Genomic DNA, 22,258 nt, shown 5'->3' on the forward strand with positions numbered 1-22,258 from the left:
TGGTGCCCAGAAGAAGACTCGAACTTCCACGGCCTTGCGGCCACCAGCACCTGAAGCTGGCGTGTCTACCAATTTCACCATCTGGGCAATATCGACAACGTCTCCGTCGTCGATGGCGCGCACTATACGGACCACCTTTTGAGCTGTAAACCCCTAATCTTGAAAATGTTGAAAAAAATTCGCCGACGGCTTTTACAGGATGGTTCTGAAGCCTCTAAAGGACTTTTCGGAGCCTGTCTTAGCCTGAAATTTCCCGTTTCAATACGCGTATGCCAAACTAACCCGCATATAGACAAGGTGAAATTTATCTAATGGCCGATTGGCAGTCCCTCGATCCCGAGGCCGCTCGTGAAGCGGAAAAATATGAAAACCCTATCCCTAGCCGCGAACTGATCCTTCAGCACCTTGCTGATCGGGGTTCGCCTGCTAACCGCGAACAGTTGGTCGAAGAGTTTGGTCTGACCACGGAAGACCAGATCGAAGCCCTGCGCCGCCGCCTGCGCGCCATGGAGCGCGATGCCCAACTGATCTACACCCGCCGCGGCACATATGCGCCGGTGGACAAGCTCGACCTGATCCTCGGCCGCATCAGCGGTCACCGTGACGGCTTCGGCTTCCTGGTTCCCGATGACGGCAGCGACGACCTGTTCATGAGCCCGGCGCAGATGCGCCTGGTGTTCGATGGCGACCGTGCACTGGCCCGGGTTTCCGGTCTGGATCGCCGCGGTCGCCGCGAAGGCATGATCGTCGAAGTAGTGTCCCGTGCCCACGAGAGCATCGTCGGCCGTTACTTCGAAGAAGGCGGAATCGGTTTTGTGGTGGCGGACAACCCGAAGATCCAGCAGGAAGTGCTGGTGACTCCGGGTCGCAATGCCGGCGCCAAGATCGGCCAGTTCGTCGAGGTGAAGATCACCCACTGGCCGACTCCGCGCTTCCAGCCGCAAGGCGACGTGGTCGAGGTCGTGGGCAACTACATGGCCCCGGGCATGGAAATCGATGTTGCCTTGCGCACCTACGATATTCCTCACGTCTGGCCCGAGGCGGTGCTGAAGGAAGCCGGCAAGCTCAAGCCGGAAGTCGAGGATAAGGACAAAGAGAAGCGCATCGACCTGCGCGATCTGCCGTTTGTCACCATCGACGGCGAAGATGCTCGCGACTTCGACGACGCGGTTTACTGCGAAGCCAAGCCCGGCAAGCTGCGCCTGTTTGGCGGTGGCTGGAAGCTGTACGTGGCGATCGCCGACGTTTCCAGTTACGTGAAGATCGGTTCGGCGCTGGATAACGAGGCGCAGGTGCGTGGCAACTCGGTGTACTTCCCCGAGCGCGTGGTGCCAATGCTGCCGGAGCAGCTGTCCAATGGCCTGTGCTCGCTGAACCCGAAAGTCGATCGTCTGGCCATGGTGTGCGAGATGACCATCTCCAAATCCGGCGAGATGACCGATTACCAGTTCTACGAAGCGGTGATCCACTCCAAGGCGCGCCTGACCTACAACAAGGTCAGCACTATCCTCGAACAGCCGAAAACCAGCGAGGCTAAGCAACTGCGGGGCGAATACGCCGATGTCGTGCCGCACCTCAAGCAGCTTTATGCGCTGTACAAGGTTCTGCTCGGTGCCCGTCATACCCGTGGCGCCATCGACTTCGAGACCCAGGAAACCCGGATCATCTTCGGTTCCGAGCGTAAGATCGCGGAAATTCGTCCGACTACCCGTAACGATGCGCATAAGCTGATCGAGGAATGTATGCTGGCGGCCAACGTGGCCACCGCCGAATTCCTCAAGAAGCATGAAATCCCCGCGCTCTATCGCGTTCACGATGGTCCGCCGCCGGAACGCCTGGAAAAACTGCGCGCTTTCCTCGGCGAGCTCGGCCTGTCCCTGCATAAAGGCAAGGACGGTCCGACGCCGAAGGACTACCAGGCCTTGCTGGAAAGCATCAAGGATCGTCCGGACTTCCATCTGATCCAGACCGTGATGCTGCGCTCCTTGAGCCAGGCGGTGTACAGCGCTGACAATCAGGGCCACTTTGGCCTGAACTACGAAGCCTATACTCACTTCACCTCGCCGATTCGCCGTTACCCGGACCTGCTGACGCACCGGGCGATTCGCAGTGTCATCCACTCCAAGCAGAACACGCCTCACGTGCGTCGTGCCGGTGCGATGACCATTCCGAAGGCGCGCATCTATCCCTACGACGAGGCGATTCTCGAGCAGCTTGGCGAGCAGTGCTCGATGAGCGAGCGGCGTGCCGACGAAGCGACTCGCGACGTGGTGAACTGGCTCAAGTGCGAATACATGAAAGACCGCGTGGGCGAGGCGTTCCCGGGCGTGATCACTGCGGTGACCGGTTTTGGCCTGTTCGTCGAACTGACCGATATCTATGTCGAAGGTCTGGTGCATGTCACGGCGCTGCCGGGCGACTACTACCACTTCGATCCTGTGCATCACCGCCTCGCCGGTGAGCGCACCGGCCGCAGCTTCCGCCTGGGTGACAGCGTGGAAGTGCGGGTCATGCGCGTCGATCTGGACGAACGCAAGATCGACTTCGAAATGGCGGAAAAAACCATCAGTGCGCCGATCGGTCGCAAAAAACGTGGCGCTGTCGATGTGCCTCCGGCCAAGACGGCTGCCGAGCCTGCCCCAACCAAGGCCGGGCGTCGTGGCCCGGCCAAGGAGAAGCCGGTCGAGGCCTACCGCTCCAGCGATGCGGCGGCGAAAAACGCCGAAGTGCGCAAGAGCCGTGAAATGAAGCAGGCGCTGCTGGCCGAAGCCAAGAGCGGCGGTAAAGCGGCGTCTGGGGGAAAGTCCGGCAAGCCGGCTTCCAGCAAGCCGAGCAAACATCGTAAAGGTCCGCCGAAAGCGGGCGCAGGTCCTGCGGCGAAAAGCGGCGGGGCGCGTAAACCCAAGGCCAAGTCATGAGTCAGTTGGAAAAGATCTACGGCGTGCACGCTGTAGAAGCATTGCTGCGTCACCACCCCAAGCGCGTCAAGCAGATCTGGCTGGCCGAAGGCCGCAGCGATCCGCGCGTGCAGGTGCTGGTGGACCTGGCCGGGCAGAATCGCGTGGCGGTCGGTCAGGCCGAGCGTCGCGAAATGGATGCCTGGGTCGAAGGCGTTCACCAGGGCGTCGTGGCTGAAGTGAGCCCGAGCCAGGTCTGGGGCGAGGCGATGCTCGATGAGTTGCTCGACCGTACCGAGGGCGCGCCGCTGCTTCTTGTGCTGGACGGCGTGACCGACCCGCATAACCTTGGCGCCTGCCTGCGCACTGCCGATGCGGCCGGTGCACTGGCGGTGCTGGTGCCGAAAGACAAGTCGGCGACCCTGACCCCGACCGTGCGTAAAGTGGCGTGCGGCGCCGCGGAAGTGATTCCGCTGGTGGCCGTGACCAACCTCGCGCGCACCCTGGAAAAGCTCCAGCAGCGCGGCCTGTGGGTCGTAGGCACGGCTGGCGAAGCCGAGCAGGAACTGTATGACCAGGACCTGACCGGGCCGACCATCCTGATCATGGGCGCCGAAGGCAAGGGTATGCGTCGCCTCACCCGCGAGCATTGCGATTTCCTGGTGCGCCTGCCGATGGCTGGTAGCGTCAGCAGTCTCAACGTTTCGGTGGCTACCGGTGTGTGCCTGTTCGAGGCCACGCGCCAGCGTGCGGCCAAAGCCAAGAGCGCAGCCAAGAAGGCCTGAGTTTCCTCCCTTCATGCAGGCGCAAGCTTGCTCGCGATAGCGGCCCGACCGAGGTGCCGCAATCGTGAGCAGGCCTGCTTGGCAGGTTTGGTGCGCCCTGGCGCCCAGTTGTTCAAATAATCACCAATTGCCTTGCGCCGCTGTTCCCCCTTCTCTACAATTGCGCCCCTTGCCGTTGCGGCAGGCGCATATGTGCCTATCTCTGAGGCAAGACACACAAGTGTCATTCACTCCTTGTCTGACCGCTTTTGAGCGGCAGGCTACAACCCGTAAGGAGCATTCATGCGTCATTACGAAATCATCTTTCTGGTCCACCCTGACCAGAGCGAGCAAGTCGGCGGCATGGTTGAGCGTTACACCAAGCTGATCGAAGAAGACGGCGGCAAAATCCACCGTCTGGAAGACTGGGGCCGTCGTCAACTGGCCTACGCAATCAACAATGTTCACAAGGCTCACTACGTGATGCTGAACGTTGAGTGCACCGGTAAAGCCCTGGCTGAGCTGGAAGACAACTTCCGTTACAACGATGCTGTGATCCGTAACCTGGTCATCCGTCGCGAAGAAGCCATCACTGGCCAATCCGAGATGCTCAAGGCTGAAGAGAACCGCAGTGAGCGCCGTGAGCGTCGTGACCGTCCTGAGCATTCTGACAGCGCCGATGGCGATGACAGCGATAACAGCGACGCCAGCGATAACGCTGACGAGTAATCCACGGACCTTTTGAGGAGCCAATTACATGGCACGTTTCTTCCGTCGTCGTAAATTCTGCCGCTTCACCGCTGAAGACGTGAAAGAGATCGATTACAAAGATCTCAACACTCTGAAAGCCTACGTATCCGAGACCGGCAAAATCGTTCCAAGCCGTATCACCGGTACCAAAGCTCGTTATCAGCGTCAGCTGGCCACCGCTATCAAGCGCGCCCGCTTCCTGGCCCTGCTGGCCTACACCGACAGCCACGGCCGCTGAGACCGGGCAGTCGACAAGTAGTAAGGGATTGAATGCATGCGCGCCTTAGCTGAGTTCATCATGCGCGGCCGTATGCAGGCCACTCTGGTAGTGGCCGGATGTGCGGCATTGCCGTTGTTGTATTGGTTGGGTGCTGCTGCGGGAAGCCTGGTGCTCCTGCGGCGCGGTTTGAGCGACGCCCTTGGTGTCCTCGCCCTGGGATTGCTGCCGGCATTGTTCTGGTGGCTGTATTCCGACGATCCACGCGCACTCATGGTGTTGCTCGGGTCTTCGGGCCTTGCGTTGGTTTTGCGCGCAAGCGAATCCTGGAACCGTGTGCTGCTGGTCAGCATAGCGCTGGGCCTGGTGTTTGCTGGAGTGCTGGGTGTGGCTTACCGCCCCCAGATCGAGATGCTCTCGCAGGAGTTGGTAAAAATCCTGCCGTTGGCCCTCGGTGATCTCTACCAGCAGTTGTCGGTTGAAGAGCGGGCTCGTCTCGCCTCACTGATTGCACCGGTCCTGACCGGCCTGATTGCGGCTTTGTTGCAGGTCGTCAGTGTGCTGAGCCTGATTGTCGGGCGCTACTGGCAGGCGTTGTTGTACAACCCGGGTGGTTTTGGGCGCGAGTTTCGCGCTATCAAGCTCCCGCTGGGACTGGCGATGTTGCTGCTGGCCTGCATGCTGCTGGGACCGAACCTCGGTCCACAGATGGCGATGCTGACGCCGTTGTGCAGCGTACCGCTGGTGTTCGCCGGGCTGGCCCTGATTCACGGGCTGGTGGCGCAAGGGCGACTGGCCAGGTTCTGGCTGGTGGGGTTGTACGTAACGCTGTTGCTGTTTATGCAGCTGATCTATCCGTTGCTCGTGGTGTTGGCCATAGTCGACAGCCTGATTGATTTTCGCGGTCGTTCGGCGCCGAAAGACGCCGATAACGGTCCTGCGAACGGTGAAGGTTAAAAGTTAAGAGGTTATTACCAAATGGAACTGATCCTGCTGGAAAAAATCGCCAACCTGGGCAACCTGGGCGATAAGGTAAACGTTAAGGCTGGTTACGGCCGTAACTACCTGCTGCCTTTCGGCAAAGCCACCGCTGCTACCGCTGCCAACCTGGCTGCGTTCGAAGCGCGTCGTGCCGAGCTGGAAAAACTGGCTGCAGAGAAAAAGGCTTCTGCCGAAACTCGCGCTGCCCAACTGGCTGAGCTGGAAGTGACTATCACTGCCACCGCTGGTGACGAAGGCAAGCTGTTCGGTTCGATCGGCACCCACGACATCGCTGATGCACTGACCGCCTCCGGCGTTGAAGTTGCAAAAAGCGAAGTTCGTCTGCCGAACGGCACCATCCGCAACGTAGGTGAATTCGACGTAGCCGTGCACCTGCACGCTGAAGTTGAAGCCACCGTGCGCGTTGTCGTGGTAGCAGCTTAAGCAGTACTTGTCGGCTGGCACCCTCGGGAGCTAGCCGGTAACATCGGGCACGATCCTGTTTACAGGTCGTGCCCTTTGTCTTTCTGTACCCTCAGTTTTTCAAACCCCTGCTTTTCCTAAAAAACCAAGTGGCCATGAACGATATCTCCGCTCCCGAGCAATACGATCTGCAAACCGCTGCCCTGAAGGTGCCGCCACATTCCATCGAGGCCGAACAGGCCGTGCTCGGTGGTCTGATGCTGGACAACAACGCCTGGGAGCGGGTGCTCGATCAAGTCTCCGACGGCGATTTCTATCGACATGACCACCGCCTGATCTTCCGTGCGATCGCCAAGCTGGCCGATCAGAACATGCCGATCGACGTCGTGACCCTGTCCGAACAGTTGGACAAGGAAGGCCAGACTTCCCAGGTCGGCGGCCTGGGTTACCTGGGCGAACTGGCGAAGAACACGCCGTCGGTGGCCAACATCAAGGCCTATGCGCAGATCGTTCGCCAGCGCGCCACCCTGCGCCAGCTGATCGGCATCAGCACCGAGATCGCCGACAGTGCCTTCAACCCCGAAGGCCGTACCGCCGAAGAGATTCTCGACGAAGCCGAACGGCAGATCTTCCAGATCGCCGAAGCGCGTCCGAAGACCGGCGGCCCGGTGGGCGTCAACGAGTTGCTGACCAAGGCCATCGACCGCATCGACACCCTGTTCAACACCGACAACGCCATCACCGGCCTGTCCACCGGCTACACCGACCTCGACGAGAAGACCAGCGGCCTGCAGCCAGCCGACCTGATCATCGTCGCCGGTCGTCCGTCCATGGGTAAGACCACCTTTGCCATGAACCTGGTGGAAAACGCCGTACTGCGCAGTGACAAGGCAGTGCTGGTGTACTCCCTCGAGATGCCAGGCGAATCGCTGATCATGCGTATGCTGTCGTCCCTCGGCCGTATCGACCAGACCAAGGTGCGTTCCGGCCAGCTGGAAGACGACGACTGGCCACGCCTGACCTCGGCGGTCAACCTGCTCAACGACCGCAAGCTGTTCATCGACGACACCGCCGGTATCAGCCCTTCGGAAATGCGCGCGCGGACCCGCCGCCTGGTGCGTGAGCACGGCGACATCGCCCTGATCATGATCGACTACCTGCAGCTGATGCAGATCCCGGGTTCCAGCGGCGACAACCGGACCAACGAGATTTCCGAGATCTCCCGTTCCCTCAAGGCCCTGGCCAAGGAATTCAACTGCCCGGTAGTGGCCCTGTCCCAGCTCAACCGCTCCCTCGAGCAGCGCCCGAACAAGCGCCCGGTGAACTCCGACTTGCGCGAATCCGGAGCGATCGAGCAGGACGCCGACGTCATCATGTTCGTGTACCGGGACGAGGTGTATCACCCCGAGACCGAGCACAAGGGCATTGCCGAGATCATCATCGGCAAGCAGCGGAACGGCCCCATCGGCTTTATCCGCCTGGCGTTCATCGGCAAGTACACCCGCTTCGAGAACCTCGCGCCGGGCAGCTACAACTTCGACGACGACGAATAAACAGCGGTAGCCGCTGCCGCAGGCTGCGACAAGGGCCGCAGGACCTTCGTTCGATGGGTGAGCGTTGCGTCTGCCGCGCAGCCGATCGCAGTTTGCGACAGCGGCTACAGGCCACCGATTTCCGACCATAGTCGTCGGAATTGGTTATTTTTTGTGCTATATTCCGCGCCCGCGAATTTCTCTGTAAATAAACGCGCCCTCATCTACACCTATACCGGTCATCGACATGCAAGCAGCCAAGCCGTTATTTGACTATCCCAAGTACTGGGCCGAATGTTTCGGACCGGCGCCGTTCCTGCCGATGAGCAGGGCGGAGATGGATCAGCTCGGCTGGGATTCCTGCGACATCATCATCGTCACCGGTGATGCCTACGTCGATCACCCGTCGTTCGGCATGGCGATCATCGGCCGGTTGCTGGAGTCCCAGGGCTTCCGCGTCGGGATCATCGCCCAGCCGAACTGGCAGTCCAAAGACGACTTCATGAAGCTCGGCGAGCCGAACCTGTTCTTCGGCGTCGCAGCCGGCAACATGGACTCGATGATCAACCGCTACACCGCGGACAAGAAAATCCGCTCCGACGACGCCTACACCCCGGGTGGCCTGGCGGGCAAGCGTCCGGACCGCGCTAGCCTGGTCTACAGCCAGCGCTGCAAGGAAGCCTACAAGCACGTGCCGATCGTCCTGGGCGGCATCGAAGCCTCCCTGCGCCGCATCGCCCACTACGACTACTGGCAGGACCGGGTGCGCAACTCGATCCTGATCGACGCCAGCGCCGACATCCTGCTCTACGGCAACGCCGAGCGGGCGATTGTCGAAGTCGCTCAGCGCCTGTCCTACGGGCACAAGATCGAAGACATCACCGACGTGCGCGGCACCGCGTTCATTCGCCGTGACACGCCGCAGGGCTGGTACGAAGTGGACTCCACGCGTATCGACCGTCCGGGCAAGATCGACAAGATCATCAATCCGTACGTCAACACCCAGGACACTCAGGCCTGTGCCATCGAGCAGGAAAAAGGCCCGGTCGAAGATCCCCAGGAAGCCAAGGTCGTGCAGATCCTGGCCAGTCCGAAGATGACCCGGGACAAGACCGTGATCCGCCTGCCGTCCATGGAAAAGGTGCGTAACGATCCGGTGCTCTACGCCCACGCCAACCGCGTGCTGCACCTGGAAACCAACCCGGGCAACGCCCGTGCGCTGGTGCAGAAGCATGGCGAGATCGACGTCTGGTTCAACCCGCCGCCCATCCCTATGACCACCGAAGAGATGGACTACGTGTTCGGCATGCCCTATCAGCGCATCCCGCACCCGGCGTACGGCAAGGAGAAGATCCCGGCCTACGACATGATCCGGTTCTCGGTGAACATCATGCGTGGCTGCTTTGGCGGCTGCACCTTCTGCTCGATCACCGAGCACGAAGGCCGCATCATCCAGAACCGTTCCGAAGAGTCGATCATTCGCGAGATCGAAGAGATTCGCGACAAGGTTCCGGGTTTTACCGGGGTCATCTCCGACCTCGGCGGCCCGACCGCGAACATGTACCGCATCGCCTGCAAGAGCCCGGAAATCGAATCCGCGTGCCGCAAGCCGTCCTGCGTGTTCCCTGGCATCTGCCCGAACCTGAACACCGACCACTCGTCGCTGATCCAGCTGTATCGCAGCGCTCGTGCGTTGCCGGGGGTGAAGAAGATCCTGATCGCTTCCGGCCTGCGCTACGACCTCGCGGTCGAGTCGCCGGAGTACGTCAAGGAACTGGTGACCCACCACGTTGGTGGCTACCTGAAGATCGCCCCGGAACACACCGAGGAAGGTCCGCTCAACCAGATGATGAAGCCGGGCATCGGTAGCTATGACCGGTTCAAGCGGATGTTCGAGAAGTACTCCAAGGAGGCGGGCAAGGAGCAGTACCTGATTCCGTACTTCATCGCCGCACACCCGGGTACAACCGACGAAGACATGATGAACCTGGCCCTGTGGCTCAAGGGCAACGGTTTCCGCGCCGACCAGGTGCAGGCGTTCTACCCGTCGCCGATGGCCACCGCCACCGCGATGTACCACTCGGGCAAGAACCCGCTGCGCAAGGTCACCTACAAGAGTGACGGGGTGACCATCGTCAAGAGCGAGGAGCAGCGTCGCCTGCACAAGGCGTTCCTGCGTTACCACGACCCGAAAGGCTGGCCGATGCTGCGTGAAGCGCTGACCCGCATGGGCCGCGCCGACCTGATCGGGCCGGGCAAGAACCAGTTGATTCCTTTGCATCAGCCGTCGACCGACAGCTACCAGAGCGCCCGTCGCAAGAACTCGACGCCGGCTGGCAGCCACAAAGTGGCCAAGGAAACCACCAAAATTCTCACCCAGCACACCGGCCTGCCTCCACGCGGCAGCGACGGTGGCAACCCGTGGGACAAGCGCGAACAGGCCAAGGCCGCCGCGATGGCCCGCAACAAGCAGGCCGCCAAGGAACGCACGGATGCGGCCAAGGGCAAAGGCAAGAAGCCAGCCCGCAAACCGGTCGTGCCCCGCTAAGGCCACTGCTGTCCGGACACAACGGCACAGACACAACGCCAACCCCAGGGTTGGCGTTGTGCATTTCGCCGTTCGGGTTTGTTAAGGTGCGCCCCCAGGATTGGCATCAACTCAAGGAAGCGCCGCGTGTTACGTCGCCGCAAAACCCCGCAACAACGGCAGGTCGAAGACCGGCTGCTACGCCTCAAAACCGCCGAATGGCTCGCCTGGCAGCCCTATGTGCGGCGTTTCGGGGTGATTCACATCGCGGTGATGATGACGACGGTCTTCAGCATCTCGCTGACCGCCGCGCAGGTGCCCCATCTGTATTTCCCCCGTGACTTCCAGGTCGCCAACTACGCCGCGATGGCCATGCTGGGCGCTGGGCTGCTGATGAGCCTGTGTTTCCTGTTGGTGATCCGCGGCTACCCGCGCGGCGCCTGGGCCTTGTTCGGCGCGCTGGTGTTCTGCCTGGCATGCGCGCTGCTGGTCCTGCTGGACTCCCGCCAGCGACTGTTCCCGGCCTTTGTCCTATGCATTCCCCTGGCCGGGCTGTACCTGATGAGCACCCGGCGCTACCAGCGCGGGCTCAAGGTGCTGCAAGTGGCGGCGCGCAAACGCCGGCGCCTGCAGCGGCTGGAAGCCGGCCTGAAGCGGGTGCGCTGACCGCCGGTTACATCCTGTCGCCACATTTATGTGCAACCCTGCGCACGCCGAAGCACGCACCGCTCGCTTTTGGTGCTGTACTGCCCACAGCCGTTGGGGAAAGCCCGGGGACTGGTGCTCTGGCATAAGTCTTGCGCGCTTTCGTGTACGTTCAGGTCCGCAGGAGGCACGCCGTGTCGATCCATGTCGCATTGCACCATGTCACGCATTACCGCTACGACCGCGCGGTCGAACTCGGCCCACAGATCGTTCGCCTGCGTCCGGCGGCCCATAGCCGCACGCGGATTCTCTCCTATGCGCTGAAGGTTCAGCCCGAGCAGCACTTCATCAACTGGCAGCAGGACCCCCAGGGCAACTACCTGGCGCGCCTGGTCTTCCCGGAGAAGACCGACGAGCTGCGGATCGAAGTCGATCTGCTGGCGGAGATGGCGGTCTTCAATCCGTTCGATTTCTTCCTTGAGCCCTACGCCGAGAAAATCCCCTTCGCCTATGCCGCCGACGAGCAGCGCGAGCTGGCGCCTTACCTGGAAACCCTGCCACTGACGCCGAAGTTCAAGGCTTACCTCGAGGGCATCGACCGCACGCCGATACCGGCGGTGGATTTCCTGGTGGCCCTGAACCAGCGCCTGAGCGAAGACATCGGCTACCTGATCCGCATGGAGCCCGGTGTGCAGACGCCGGAGCAGACCCTGGACAAGGCTTCCGGCTCCTGCCGCGACTCTGCCTGGCTGCTGGTGCAGCTGCTGCGCAACCTGGGGCTGGCCGCGCGCTTTGTTTCCGGCTATCTGATCCAGCTGACCGCCGACGTCAAATCCCTCGACGGCCCGTCCGGCACCGAGGTCGATTTCACCGACCTGCACGCCTGGTGCGAGGTGTACTTGCCCGGCGCCGGCTGGATCGGCCTGGACGCCACTTCCGGGCTGTTTGCCGGAGAAGGCCATATCCCGTTGGCCTGCAGCCCCGATCCGTCCTCGGCGGCACCAATCAGCGGCCTGGTGGAGCCTTGTGAATGCGAGTTCGGCCACGAGATGTCGGTGGAGCGAGCCTGGGAAGCGCCGCGGGTCACCAAGCCCTACACCGAGGAGCAATGGCTGGCGATCCAGGCCCTGGGCCGGCAGATCGATGCCGATCTGCTGGCAGGCGACGTGCGCCTGACCATGGGCGGCGAGCCGACCTTCGTCTCGATCGACGACCCGGATGGCGCCGAATGGAACACCGCGGCCCTCGGGCCGAACAAGCGCCGGTTGTCCGCCGAGCTGTTCCAGCGCATGCGCAACCACTACGCGCCCAAGGGCCTGGTGCACTTTGGCCAGGGCAAGTGGTACCCGGGCGAGCAATTGCCGCGCTGGTCGCTGAACTGCTACTGGCGCCGCGACGGTGTGCCGATCTGGCATAACGCCGCGCTGATTGCCGACGAGCATGAAGACTATGGCGCCGACAGCGAGCTGGCCGGGCGTTTCCTCGCCAGCGTCGCCGAACGCTTGAAGCTGCCCGCGCGCTTTGTATTCCCGGCCTATGAAGACAACTTCTACTACCTGTGGCGCGAAGGCACCTTGCCGCAGAATGTCAGCGCCGAGGATTCGCGGCTGGCGGACGAGCTGGAGCGGGCGCGCCTGCGCAAGGTGTTCAGCCAGGGCCTGGACAAGGTCATCGGCCAGGTCCTGCCGCTGGCCCGTACCGCCAGGGGCGACCAGTGGCAGAGCGGCCGCTGGTACCTGCGCGATACCCATTGCCGGTTGATCCCGGGGGATTCGCCCCTGGGCTATCGCCTGCCGCTGGCGTCCCAGCCCTGGGTGACGGCGGCGGAGTATCCCTATGTGCACCCCACCGACCCGAACCAGGAGCTGCCCGAGCTGCCGGACAGTGCGCAACTGCGCGAACACGGCGAAGCGGCCGCAGCCGATGAGCGGGTGCCGCAGATCGACCAGTCCGCCGACTGGCTGACCCGCACCGCCTTCTGCGCCGAAGCGCGGGGCGGGCGCTTGTACCTGTTCATGCCGCCCCTGGAGCGCCTGGAGGATTACCTGGAGTTGGTCAGCGCCATCGAGGCCACCGCCGAGGAGTTGCATTGCCCGGTGCTGCTGGAGGGCTACGAGCCGCCGAGCGATCCACGCCTGAGCAACTTCCGCGTCACCCCCGATCCAGGCGTGATCGAGGTCAACGTGCAGCCGTCCGCCAGTTGGGACGAGCTGGTGGAGCGCACCGAATTCCTCTACGAGGAGGCCCGGCAGACCCGCCTGACCACCGAGAAATTCATGATCGACGGGCGCCACACCGGCACTGGCGGCGGCAACCACTTCGTATTGGGTGGCGCGACGCCGGCGGATTCGCCGTTCCTGCGCCGGCCGGACCTGTTGCGCAGCCTGATCAGCTACTGGCACAACCACCCGTCGTTGTCCTATCTGTTCTCCGGGCTGTTCATCGGCCCCACCTCCCAGGCACCGCGGGTCGACGAGGCGCGCAACGATGCGTTGTACGAGCTGGAAATCGCCTTCGCGCAGATGCCCGAACCGGGCGAAGAGTGCCCGCCGTGGCTGGTCGACCGGCTGCTGCGCAACTTGCTGATCGACGTCACCGGCAACACCCATCGCGCCGAGTTCTGCATCGACAAGCTGTACTCGCCGGATGGCGCCACCGGGCGCCTGGGCCTGCTGGAACTGCGCGCCTTTGAAATGCCGCCCCATGCGCGCATGAGCCTGGCCCAGCAACTGTTGCTGCGGGCCTTGGTCGCGCGCTTCTGGCGCGAGCCCTACGCCCCGGCCAAGCTGGCGCGCTGGGGCACCGAGCTGCACGACCGCTTCCTGTTGCCGCACTTCATCGAGCAGGACTTCGCCGATGTCATAGTCGAGCTCAATGCCGCCGGCTACCCGCTGCGGGCCGAGTGGTTCGCCGCGCACCTGGAGTTCCGTTTCCCCAAGGTCGGCGATTACGCGGTCGGCGGTGTCGAACTGGAGCTGCGCCAGGCCTTGGAGCCTTGGCACGTGTTGGGGGAGGAGGGCTCCGCTGGCGGCACGGTGCGTTATGTCGACTCATCGCTGGAGCGCCTGCAGGTCAAGCTCACCGGGCTGGCGCCGCAGCGCTACCTGTTGACCTGCAACGGTGTCGCGGTGCCGCTGCAGCCCACCGGGCGAGTCGGGGAGTTCGTCGCCGGCGTGCGCTACCGGGCCTGGCAACCGTTCAACTGCCTGCAACCGACCATCCCGGTGCACGCGCCGCTGGTGTTCGACCTGCTCGATACCTGGATGCAGCGTTCCCTGGGCGGCTGCCAGTACCATGTGGCCCATCCGGGCGGGCGCAACTACGACAGCCTGCCGGTGAATGCCAACGAGGCCGAGAGCCGGCGCATGGCGCGCTTCTTCCGCCTGGGGCATAGCCCCGGCACCTTGTCGGTGCCGAGCCTGACGATCAACGACGAGTTGCCGATGACACTCGATTTGCGACGTTTCTAAAGCAGACGCGACGCCCGGATGTTTCGCATATCCGGGCGTCATGTGTCTGCGTTAATCTGACTTACCTTGCCGTCTGCCGAGCTTTCCATGCCTGACCTGCTTGACCACTACCCGCTGACGGCGGGTACCTACCATGAACTGCTCGACGCCAGCGGCGCGGTGCGCCCGCACTGGCGCCGGCTGTTCGACCAGTTGCAGCGCAGCACGCCGGCGCAGTTGATGCAGCGCCAGGCGCTGCTGACCCGGCAGATCCAGGAAAACGGCGTCACCTACAACGTCTATGCCGACCCCAAGGGCGCCGACCGGCCGTGGGAACTGGACTTGTTGCCCCATGTGATCGCCGCCGATGAATGGCAGCAGCTGTCCGCCGGGATCGCGCAGCGGGCGCGTTTGCTCAATGCGGTACTGGCCGACCTGTACGGCCCCCAGCGGCTGATCCGCGAGGGCCTGCTGCCGGCCGAGCTGGTCTTCGGCCATAACAACTTTCTCTGGCCGTGCCAGGGCATCCAGCCGCCGGATGGCGCCTTCCTGCACCTGTACGCGGTCGACCTGGCGCGCACCCCGGACGGGCGCTGGTGGGTCACCGCCGACCGTACCCAGGCGCCGTCCGGTGCCGGCTACGCCCTGGAAAACCGCATGATCGTGTCCCGGGCCTTTCCGGACCTGTACCGCGATCTGCAGGTGCAGCACCTGGCCGGGTTCTTCCGCACCCTGCAGGAAACCCTGGCCCGCCAGGCGCCCCGGGACGACGAAGCGCCACTGATCGTGCTGCTGACCCCGGGACGTTTCAACGAGAGCTATTTCGAACACCTGTACCTGGCGCGCCAGCTCGGTTATCCGCTGGTGGAAGGCGGCGACCTGACGGTGCGCGACGCCACGGTCTACCTCAAGACCCTGAGCGGCCTGCGGCGGGTGCACGCGATCATGCGCCGGCTCGACGACGACTTCTGCGACCCGCTGGAACTGCGCACCGACTCGGCCCTCGGCGTGCCGGGGTTGCTGGAGGCGGTGCGGCGGGGGCGGGTGCTGGTGGCCAATGCCCTGGGCAGCGGCGTGCTGGAGTCGCCAGGCCTGCTGGGCTTCCTGCCGAAGATCAGCGAGCACTTGTTCGGCGAAGAGCTGATTCTGCCGTCCGTCGCCACCTGGTGGTGCGGCGAGGCGCCGGTGCTGGCCCAGGCCCTGGAGAAACTCCCGGAACTGCTGATCAAGCCGGCGTTCCCGTCCCAGAGCTTTGCCCCGTTGTTTGGTCGCGACCTTTGCGAGAAAGAGCGCCAGGCCCTGGCCGAGCGCATGCGGGCGCGACCTTATGCCTATGTCGCCCAGGAACTGGCGCAGCTGTCCCAGGCGCCGGTCTGGCAGGCCGAGGACGGCCAGCTGCAACCGCGGGCCATCGGCATGCGGGTGTATGCCGTGGCCAGCCGCGATGGTTACCGGGTACTGCCGGGCGGCTTGACCCGGGTGGCCGCCGAAGCCGATGCCGAGGTGGTATCGATGCAGCGCGGCGGCGCCAGCAAGGACACCTGGGTGCTGGGCGAGCGTGCGCCCAGCGGCGAACAGTGGAAAGGCCAGCGGACCATCGGCGTGCATGAACTGGTGCGGCGCGATCCGTACCTGCCGTCGCGGGTGGTGGAAAACCTGTTCTGGTTCGGCCGTTACTGCGAGCGTTGCGATGGCAGTGCGCGGCTGTTGCGGATCATGCTGGCGCGCTATGTCGACGGCGATGACCCGCAGGCCTTGCAGGCGGCGGTCGAGCTGGGCGAAAGCCTGATGCTGCTGCCGGACGAAGGCGAGTTGCCCGAGCGTTTGTTGGCGGCCTTGCAGGGGGACGACTGGTCCTTCAGCCTGCGTTCCAACCTGCAGCGCCTGCAGTGGGCGGCGTCCCAGGTGCGTGGCAAGCTTTCGCGGGAGAACTGGCAGGCGCTGGTGGAATTGCAGCGCGAAGCCTTGGCGCTGGAAGCCCGCGAGCCGGACTTCGGCGAGCTGCTGGACTTCCTCAACCGCCTGGTGATGTCCCTGGCGGCGCTGTCGGGCTTCGCCCTGGACGACATGACCCGCGACGAAGGCTGGCGCTTTTTGATGATTGGCCGACGCATCGAGCGCCTGCAGTTTCTCAGCAGCAGCCTGGCGGCCTTCCTGCGCAGCGCCACCGCGTTCGACCAGGCCGGGCTGGAGTGGCTGCTGGAACTGGGCAACAGCAGCATCACCTACCGTTCCCGCTACCTGGCGGTGGCGCAGTTGATCCCGGTACTCGACCTGTTGCTGCTCGACGAACAGAACCCCCATGCGGTGCTGTTCCAGCTGAAGCTGGTGACCCGGACCCTCAATCGTTTGAACGACGAGTTCGGCGTACCGCGCGAGACCGGTTTGCCCAAGCTGGTGGGGCGCCTGGGGCGCTTCGACCTGGGCTGCCTGGAAAACCCGCTGTTCGGCGAGGCCAGCGTGCGGGCGGCGCTCGAAGGCCTGGCCGACCTGTTGCAGGAAATCGCCGATGCCAGCGGGCAGGTCTCCGACCGCCTGGCGCTGCGGCATTTCGCCCATGTCGACGATGTCAGCCAACGAACGGTATCCGTCTGATGAGCGCTCATTACCAGATATTCCACGATACCCATTACCACTACGACAGTCCGGTTTCCCTGGCCCAGCAGCTGGCGCACCTGTGGCCGCGCGCCTGCGCCTGGCAGCATTGCAGCCAGCAGGAACTGCTGATCAGCCCCGACCCCACCAGCCGTCGCGACGAGCTGGACGTGTTCGGCAACCCGCTGACCCGGCTGGCGTTCGAGCGGCCCCATGACGAGCTGCTGGTCAATGCGCAGCTGACGGTGGAGGTGCTGGCCAGGCCCGCGCTGGATTTCAGCCGTTCATTGCCCTGGGACGCCACCCGCAGTGCGCTGACCTACAGCAGCCGGCCGTTGTCCGTGGCCTTGATGGAGGCGTGTCGTTACCGCTTCGAGTCGCCTTATGTGCACTTGAAGAAAAGCTTCGTCGAGTTCTCCGAAAGCTGTTTCCCCGCCGGGCGTCCGTTGTTGCTGGGGGTGCAAGCGTTGATGGAAAAGATCTTCAGCGAGTTCACCTTCGATGCCGAAGCCACCCAGGTGGCGACGCCGCTGGTGGAAGTGCTGGAGCGGCGGCGCGGGGTCTGCCAGGACTTCGCCCATCTGATGCTGGCGTGTTTGCGTTCCCGTGGCCTGGCGGCGCGTTATGTCAGCGGCTACCTGCTGACCCAGCCGCCACCGGGGCAGCCACGCCTGATCGGCGCGGATGCTTCCCATGCCTGGGTTTCGGTGTTCTGCCCGGTGCTCGGCTGGGTGGATTTCGACCCGACCAACAACGTGCAGCCGGCACTGGAGCACATCACCCTGGCCTGGGGCCGGGATTTTTCCGATGTCTCGCCATTGCGCGGGGTGATTCTCGGCGGCGGCAGCCACGACCCGGAAGTGCGGGTGACGGTGATGCCGCTGAATGAACGGATCTCACTGTAGCCTCTGCCGCAGGCTGCGCTCGGGCGCGTAGCGGCCGTGCTTTTGCGGCCACAGGAAGGTTCTTCGAACCTTATCGCAGCCTTCGGCAGCGGCTACCGGCTTTACAGGAGTTACTTATGTTCCCGGTATCGATCAAGGGCGTGCTGCAATCCCCCGAGGGGCTGGTGGTGCTGATGCTCAACGAGCGTGACGAGTGGGAGCTGCCCGGCGGGCGCATCGAGCTGGGGGAGACGGCGCCGCAATGCCTGGCGCGGGAGATCGAGGAAGAGCTGGATGTGCGGGTGGCGGTGGAGGAACCGCTGGATTCGTACCTGTTCGAGGTCATCCCCGGCAAGCATGTGTTTATCTCGACCTATCGCTGCCGGCTCCTGGGCGGTTTTGTCCCGACCATCAGTCACGAGCACAAGGAAATCGGCCTGTTCGCGGCGGACCAGTTACCGGCCAACTTGCCACAGGGTTATCGCGATTCGATTGTCAAAGCGTTGGGTATCCGAGGGTCGGCAACGAATGGCCGACCCCAGATCCCGAGGGCCTGATGGAAGTATCGGGCCTGGCGGGTCTCAGGCCTTGGGGGCCTGATCGTCTACTGCATCGGCGTCGTCGACGGCCACGTCGTCTTCTGTATCCGGGCTTGGTGCGCCGGCTTCTTCAGCGGCCGCTTTCTTGCGTTGCAGCTTTTCCTCTTTCTTCTGCTCCTTTGCCAGGTCTCGCTGACGTTTGGCGAAGGAGTAATTGGGTTTAGCCATGGGCGATCCTCTGGGGTCGAAGGTGAGGTTTGAGCGGCGCGTATTCTGCCCTGTATCGGGGCCCGGCGGTTAATCGGGTTTCTGCTCGGCCCATTTGGGGGCTACCGTGGGTTGCCAGGCTTCCAGCGCCTCCAGCAGTTTGCGCGGCGATTCGCTCACTTGCAGCATGTCACGGTGCGGGGTGCGAACGAAGCCTTCGCCGACGATATGATCGAGAAAACCCGTGAGCTTCTCGTAGAAACCATTCACTTCCAGCAGCCCCAGGGGCTTGGCGTGATAGCCCAATTGCCCCCAGGTCCAGACTTCGAACAACTCCTCCAGGGTACCCAGGCCGCCAGGCAGCGCGATAAAGGCGTCGCTCAACTCGGCCATGCGTGCCTTGCGGGCGTGCATGCCGTCGACCACCTCCAGGCGCGTCAGGCCCGGATGGCCGATTTCCTTGTCCTTGAGGCTCTGGGGAATGATGCCGATGACTTCGCCGCCAGCCGCCAGGGCCGCGTCGGCGACTATGCCCATCAGGCCGACGGCGCCACCGCCATAGACCAGGGTCAGCTTGCGTTCGGCCAGTTGGCGCCCGAGGGCTTCGGCGGCCTCGCGGTAGGCCGGGTTGGTGCCGGTGCTGGCACCGCAGAACACGCATACAGACGCTAAAGACATGCCTTACTCCATGGTCGGTGAGGGCCACAGAGTAATGGCTGGCCGGCCGCGCTCCAAGGGTCAATCCTCGCTGCGGGGGCTTTCATAGGTGCCGCTGGCGCCACAGGCATAGGCGGCGAGCAGGCTGCGGAACAGGCTGTTGAGGTGCATGGCGGACACTCCGATAGTGATGTGCGCCGAGCATAGGCCCGGGGTCGAGGGCTGGCTGTTTGATTCTCTCGATCAGGCCGATAGCGTGAAGTTGTATACAATTTCTTGATGTAAATCATAGGAACTTGCGAAAAATTCAGGCAGTCTTCACCTTCATGGATTCAGATGGATTTTGTTAACCCTGCCTTGGAGATTCACCATGTTTGCCAAACTCGTTGCGGTATCCCTGTTGACACTGGCCAGCAGCCAGCTGATGGCCGCCGAATGTAAGGTCGATGTCGACTCCACCGACCAGATGTCCTTCAACACGAAGGAAATCACCATCGACAAGAGCTGCAAGACCTTCACCGTGAACCTGACCCACTCCGGCAGCCTGCCGAAGAACGTCATGGGCCATAACTGGGTATTGAGCAAAAGCGCGGACATGGCCGGTATCGCTACCGACGGCATGGCCGCCGGCATCGACAAGAACTACCTGAAAGAAGGCGACAGCCGCGTCATCGCCCACACCAAGATCATCGGCTCCGGCGAAAAAGACTCGGTGACCTTCGACGTGTCGAAGCTGACCGCTGGCGAAAGCTACGAGTTCTTCTGCTCGTTCCCGGGCCACAACTCGATGATGAAAGGCGCCGTGGTGCTGAAGTGATCGGTTGATTCCGTGTGATAAAAAAAGCGCCCTGCGGGGCGCTTTTTTTTGTGCCTGGAACTGCGTATACAGACTTGTAGCCGCTGCCGAGCCTGCGAGGCTGCGTACGAGGACGCAGTCCTCGCAAAACCTGCCCACGCGGTCCATCGAACATACCGCGGCGCCTGGTTTGGCGACCGCTCTGCGGCCGTGCGCAGCCTCGCAGGCTCGGCAGCGGCTACGGGCTGTTTATGGCGCGAACGGCATCACGCGTTTGTGATGGGTCTTGTTGTAGGTGTTGCAGATGATCTTGAACGCCTCTTCGCGCACCGGCTGGCCATGGAGGAAGGCGTCGATCTCGGCGTAGGTCACGCCGTGGGACGCTTCGTCCGGCTTGCCGGGAGACAGGTCTTCCAGGTCGGCGGTAGGGATCTTCTCCACCAGCGACTCCGGCGCGCCGAAATGCCGGGCAATGGCCCGCACCTGATTCTTCACCAGCCCGCTCAGCGGGGCCAGGTCGCAGGCGCCGTCACCGAACTTGGTGAAGAAGCCCATCACCGCTTCGGCGGCGTGGTCGGTGCCGATCACCAGGCCATGGGCGGCACCGGCGATGGTGTACTGCGCGACCATGCGCATGCGTGCCTTGGTGTTGCCAAGGACGAAGTCCCGGCTTACCGCCTGATGACCTTCGAAGGCCGCCACTTCATTGGCCAGGGACTTGACCGCCGGCCCGATGTTCACGGTGTGGCGCTCGTCGGGTTCGATGAAGTCCACCGAGGCCTGGGCATCGTGTTCGTCGAACTGCACGTCGTACGGCAGGCGCACGGCGATGAAACGATAGCCCTGGTCGCCACTGCTGGCGCGCAGTTCGCGCATCGCCCGCTGGGCCAGCAGGCCCGCGGTCAGGGAGTCGACGCCACCGCTGATGCCCAGCACCAGGGCCTTGAGCCCGGAATTGAGCAGGCATTGCTGGATGAACGCGACCCGCCGGGCGACTTCTGCCTCGAGATCGGCCTGGTCCTTGAAAGGGGGTTGGACCTTGAGCTGTTCAGCAATCTCACGCTGTACGGCTTGCATGATTCACTCCTTGCTTGATGTGCCAGAAAGGGCGGCAGGTACTTGGAAAACGTGGCGCAGATAAGCGACGAAGTTGGGATCCTTGCAATGGGTCTTGCCCGCTTCGTCGGAGATCTTGGCGACGGGCTGGCCATTGCAGGCGGCCATTTTAAGCACGATGCTCATCGGCTCGACACCGGGAATATCGCACGTCAGGTTGGTGCCGATACCGAAGCTGACATTGATCCGACCGCGCAACGCGCGAAAAATCTCCAGGGACTTGGGCAGCGTCAGGCTGTCGGAGAACACCAGGGTCTTGCTCATGGGCTCGATGCCCAGTTTCAGGTAATGAGCGATGGCTTTTTCCGCCCAGGCAATCGGGTCGCCCGAGTCGTGGCGCAAACCGTCGAACAGCTTGGCGAAGTACAGATCGAAATCGTTGAGGAAGGCGTCGGTGGTGATGCAGTCGGTCAGGGCGATCCCCAGCAGGCCGCGGTACTCGCGGACCCAGCAGTCGAGGGCGGCGATTTGGCTGTCGATCAGCCGCGGCCCCAGTTGCTGGTGGGCCATGATCCACTCATGGGCCATGGTGCCCAGGGGTTTCATGTCCAGCTCGCGGGACAGGTGCACGTTGCTGGTGCCGACGAAACGCCCGGGGAAGTCGTGCTTGAGCACGTTCACCACTTCTTCCTGGACCCGGTACGAGAAGCGCCGGCGGGTGCCGAAGTCGGCCACCTGCAGGTGCGACAGTTCATCGGCGCTGGCGTTGGCGCTCAGCCAGTCGAACTTGCGATACAGCTGTTCGCGCGCCTGTTCCAGGACGACTTCGCGGTAGCGATAGCGGTTACGCACCTCGCTGACGATCGCCAGCATCGGCACTTCGAACAGGATCACATGCAGCCAGGGCCCGCGCAGGCGGATGAACAGCTCGCCGTTCTCGATACCGGTATGCACATACCGCAGGTTGAAGCGGAACAGCCCGAGAAAACGCAGGAAGTCCGGTTTCAGGAAGCTGATGCGCTCGAGAAAACTCAACTGGTCGGCGCTCAGGCTCAGGTCGGCCAGGCGCTCGAACTGATAACGGATCTCCGCCAGATAGGGGCGCAGGTCCTCACTATTGCGGCAGCGGAATTCCCATTCGACTTCCACATTGGGGTAGTTGTGCAGCACCGCCTGCATCATGGTCAGTTTGTAGAAGTCGGTGTCGAGCAGGTTCTGCACGATGCGATCGGCAAACACACTCTCGCTCATAACGGGAATCTCCATGCTGGCCGCGATGAAGGGCGCGGCTTTCCAGCTTGTTCAATGAAGGCAGTAGTGGCGCATATCCGCCGTGGGT

Annotated in this window: 18 protein-coding genes and 1 tRNA gene; 14 read left to right on the forward strand and 5 right to left on the reverse strand. The window is 63.0% G+C overall.

Annotated elements, in window-relative coordinates; all coding sequences use genetic code 11:
- Window positions 1-87: transfer RNA gene (locus CRO75_RS26320), tRNA-Leu, on the reverse strand.
- A 224-nt stretch (window positions 88-311) separates the two neighbouring features.
- Here CRO75_RS26320 and rnr point away from each other — a divergent pair.
- From rnr to CRO75_RS26385, 13 genes are all read left to right on the forward strand, one after another.
- Window positions 312-2,918, forward strand: coding sequence for a ribonuclease R (gene rnr / locus CRO75_RS26325; RefSeq protein ID WP_097139226.1), 2,607 nt, complete (start codon window positions 312-314; stop codon window positions 2,916-2,918).
- Window positions 2,915-3,682, forward strand: a complete 768-nt coding sequence (gene rlmB, locus CRO75_RS26330) for a 23S rRNA (guanosine(2251)-2'-O)-methyltransferase RlmB (RefSeq protein WP_023970226.1) — start codon at window positions 2,915-2,917, stop codon at window positions 3,680-3,682. Before rnr ends, rlmB begins: the two co-directional genes overlap by 4 nt.
- A 282-nt stretch (window positions 3,683-3,964) precedes the next feature.
- Window positions 3,965-4,390 carry a 30S ribosomal protein S6 gene (gene rpsF / locus CRO75_RS26335; protein WP_007921481.1) on the forward strand — a complete coding sequence of 142 codons (426 nt, stop codon included), beginning with the start codon at window positions 3,965-3,967 and terminating at the stop codon, window positions 4,388-4,390.
- Between the two features lie 28 nt (window positions 4,391-4,418).
- Window positions 4,419-4,649, forward strand: a complete 231-nt coding sequence (rpsR, locus tag CRO75_RS26340; protein ID WP_002551829.1) for a 30S ribosomal protein S18 — start codon at window positions 4,419-4,421, stop codon at window positions 4,647-4,649.
- A gap of 36 nt (window positions 4,650-4,685) precedes the next feature.
- Window positions 4,686-5,585, forward strand: a complete 900-nt coding sequence (locus tag CRO75_RS26345) for a hypothetical protein (protein ID WP_009041913.1) — start codon at window positions 4,686-4,688, stop codon at window positions 5,583-5,585.
- Window positions 5,586-5,606: 21 nt separating this feature from the next.
- The gene (rplI, locus tag CRO75_RS26350; RefSeq protein ID WP_007921484.1) at window positions 5,607-6,053 is read left to right on the forward strand and encodes a 50S ribosomal protein L9; all 447 of its coding nucleotides are present in this window, start codon (window positions 5,607-5,609) and stop codon (window positions 6,051-6,053) included.
- 134 nt (window positions 6,054-6,187) lie between these two features.
- A complete protein-coding gene (dnaB, locus tag CRO75_RS26355; protein WP_007921486.1) occupies window positions 6,188-7,585 on the forward strand; it encodes a replicative DNA helicase in 1,398 nt (465 codons plus the stop codon).
- Between the two features lie 226 nt (window positions 7,586-7,811).
- Window positions 7,812-10,112, forward strand: coding sequence for a YgiQ family radical SAM protein (locus CRO75_RS26360; RefSeq protein WP_097139228.1), 2,301 nt, complete (start codon window positions 7,812-7,814; stop codon window positions 10,110-10,112).
- Between the two features lie 126 nt (window positions 10,113-10,238).
- Window positions 10,239-10,757, forward strand: a complete 519-nt coding sequence (locus tag CRO75_RS26365) for a hypothetical protein (protein ID WP_097139230.1) — start codon at window positions 10,239-10,241, stop codon at window positions 10,755-10,757.
- Window positions 10,758-10,930: 173 nt separating this feature from the next.
- Window positions 10,931-14,206 carry a transglutaminase family protein gene (locus CRO75_RS26370; RefSeq protein WP_097139233.1) on the forward strand — a complete coding sequence of 1,092 codons (3,276 nt, stop codon included), beginning with the start codon at window positions 10,931-10,933 and terminating at the stop codon, window positions 14,204-14,206.
- 87 nt (window positions 14,207-14,293) lie between these two features.
- Window positions 14,294-16,780 carry a circularly permuted type 2 ATP-grasp protein gene (locus CRO75_RS26375; protein WP_097139235.1) on the forward strand — a complete coding sequence of 829 codons (2,487 nt, stop codon included), beginning with the start codon at window positions 14,294-14,296 and terminating at the stop codon, window positions 16,778-16,780.
- Window positions 16,780-17,685, forward strand: coding sequence for a transglutaminase family protein (locus CRO75_RS26380; protein ID WP_097139238.1), 906 nt, complete (start codon window positions 16,780-16,782; stop codon window positions 17,683-17,685). Before CRO75_RS26375 ends, CRO75_RS26380 begins: the two co-directional genes overlap by 1 nt.
- Before the next feature lie 116 nt (window positions 17,686-17,801).
- Window positions 17,802-18,221, forward strand: a complete 420-nt coding sequence (locus tag CRO75_RS26385; RefSeq protein ID WP_097139240.1) for an NUDIX domain-containing protein — start codon at window positions 17,802-17,804, stop codon at window positions 18,219-18,221.
- Between the two features lie 24 nt (window positions 18,222-18,245).
- On the opposite strand, the gene CRO75_RS26390 is transcribed toward CRO75_RS26385, so the two are convergent.
- Together CRO75_RS26390 and CRO75_RS26395 are read right to left on the reverse strand one after the other, a co-directional pair.
- Window positions 18,246-18,431, reverse strand: a complete 186-nt coding sequence (locus CRO75_RS26390) for a hypothetical protein (RefSeq protein WP_009041920.1) — start codon at window positions 18,429-18,431, stop codon at window positions 18,246-18,248.
- Window positions 18,432-18,500: 69 nt separating this feature from the next.
- Entirely contained in the window at window positions 18,501-19,088 is a 588-nt protein-coding gene (locus CRO75_RS26395) for a TIGR00730 family Rossman fold protein (RefSeq protein ID WP_092419106.1), read from the reverse strand.
- 349 nt (window positions 19,089-19,437) lie between these two features.
- On the opposite strand from CRO75_RS26395, the gene azu reads away from it, so the two are divergent.
- On the forward strand, window positions 19,438-19,884 hold the full coding sequence (azu, locus tag CRO75_RS26400; RefSeq protein WP_007921507.1) for an azurin: 447 nt from the start codon (window positions 19,438-19,440) through the stop codon (window positions 19,882-19,884).
- Window positions 19,885-20,112: 228 nt separating this feature from the next.
- Here azu and nadE read toward each other — a convergent pair whose 3' ends face one another.
- Both nadE and pncB read right to left on the reverse strand, forming a co-directional pair.
- Window positions 20,113-20,940, reverse strand: coding sequence for an ammonia-dependent NAD(+) synthetase (nadE, locus tag CRO75_RS26405; protein ID WP_053259437.1), 828 nt, complete (start codon window positions 20,938-20,940; stop codon window positions 20,113-20,115).
- Window positions 20,941-20,943: 3 nt separating this feature from the next.
- A complete protein-coding gene (pncB, locus tag CRO75_RS26410; RefSeq protein WP_007925207.1) occupies window positions 20,944-22,170 on the reverse strand; it encodes a nicotinate phosphoribosyltransferase in 1,227 nt (408 codons plus the stop codon).
- Window positions 22,171-22,258 lie beyond the last annotated feature (88 nt).

The sequence above is a fragment of the Pseudomonas sp. LAMO17WK12:I10 genome, assembly GCF_900215185.1.
GTDB classification, from domain to species: Bacteria; Pseudomonadota; Gammaproteobacteria; order Pseudomonadales; family Pseudomonadaceae; genus Aquipseudomonas; species Aquipseudomonas chlororaphis.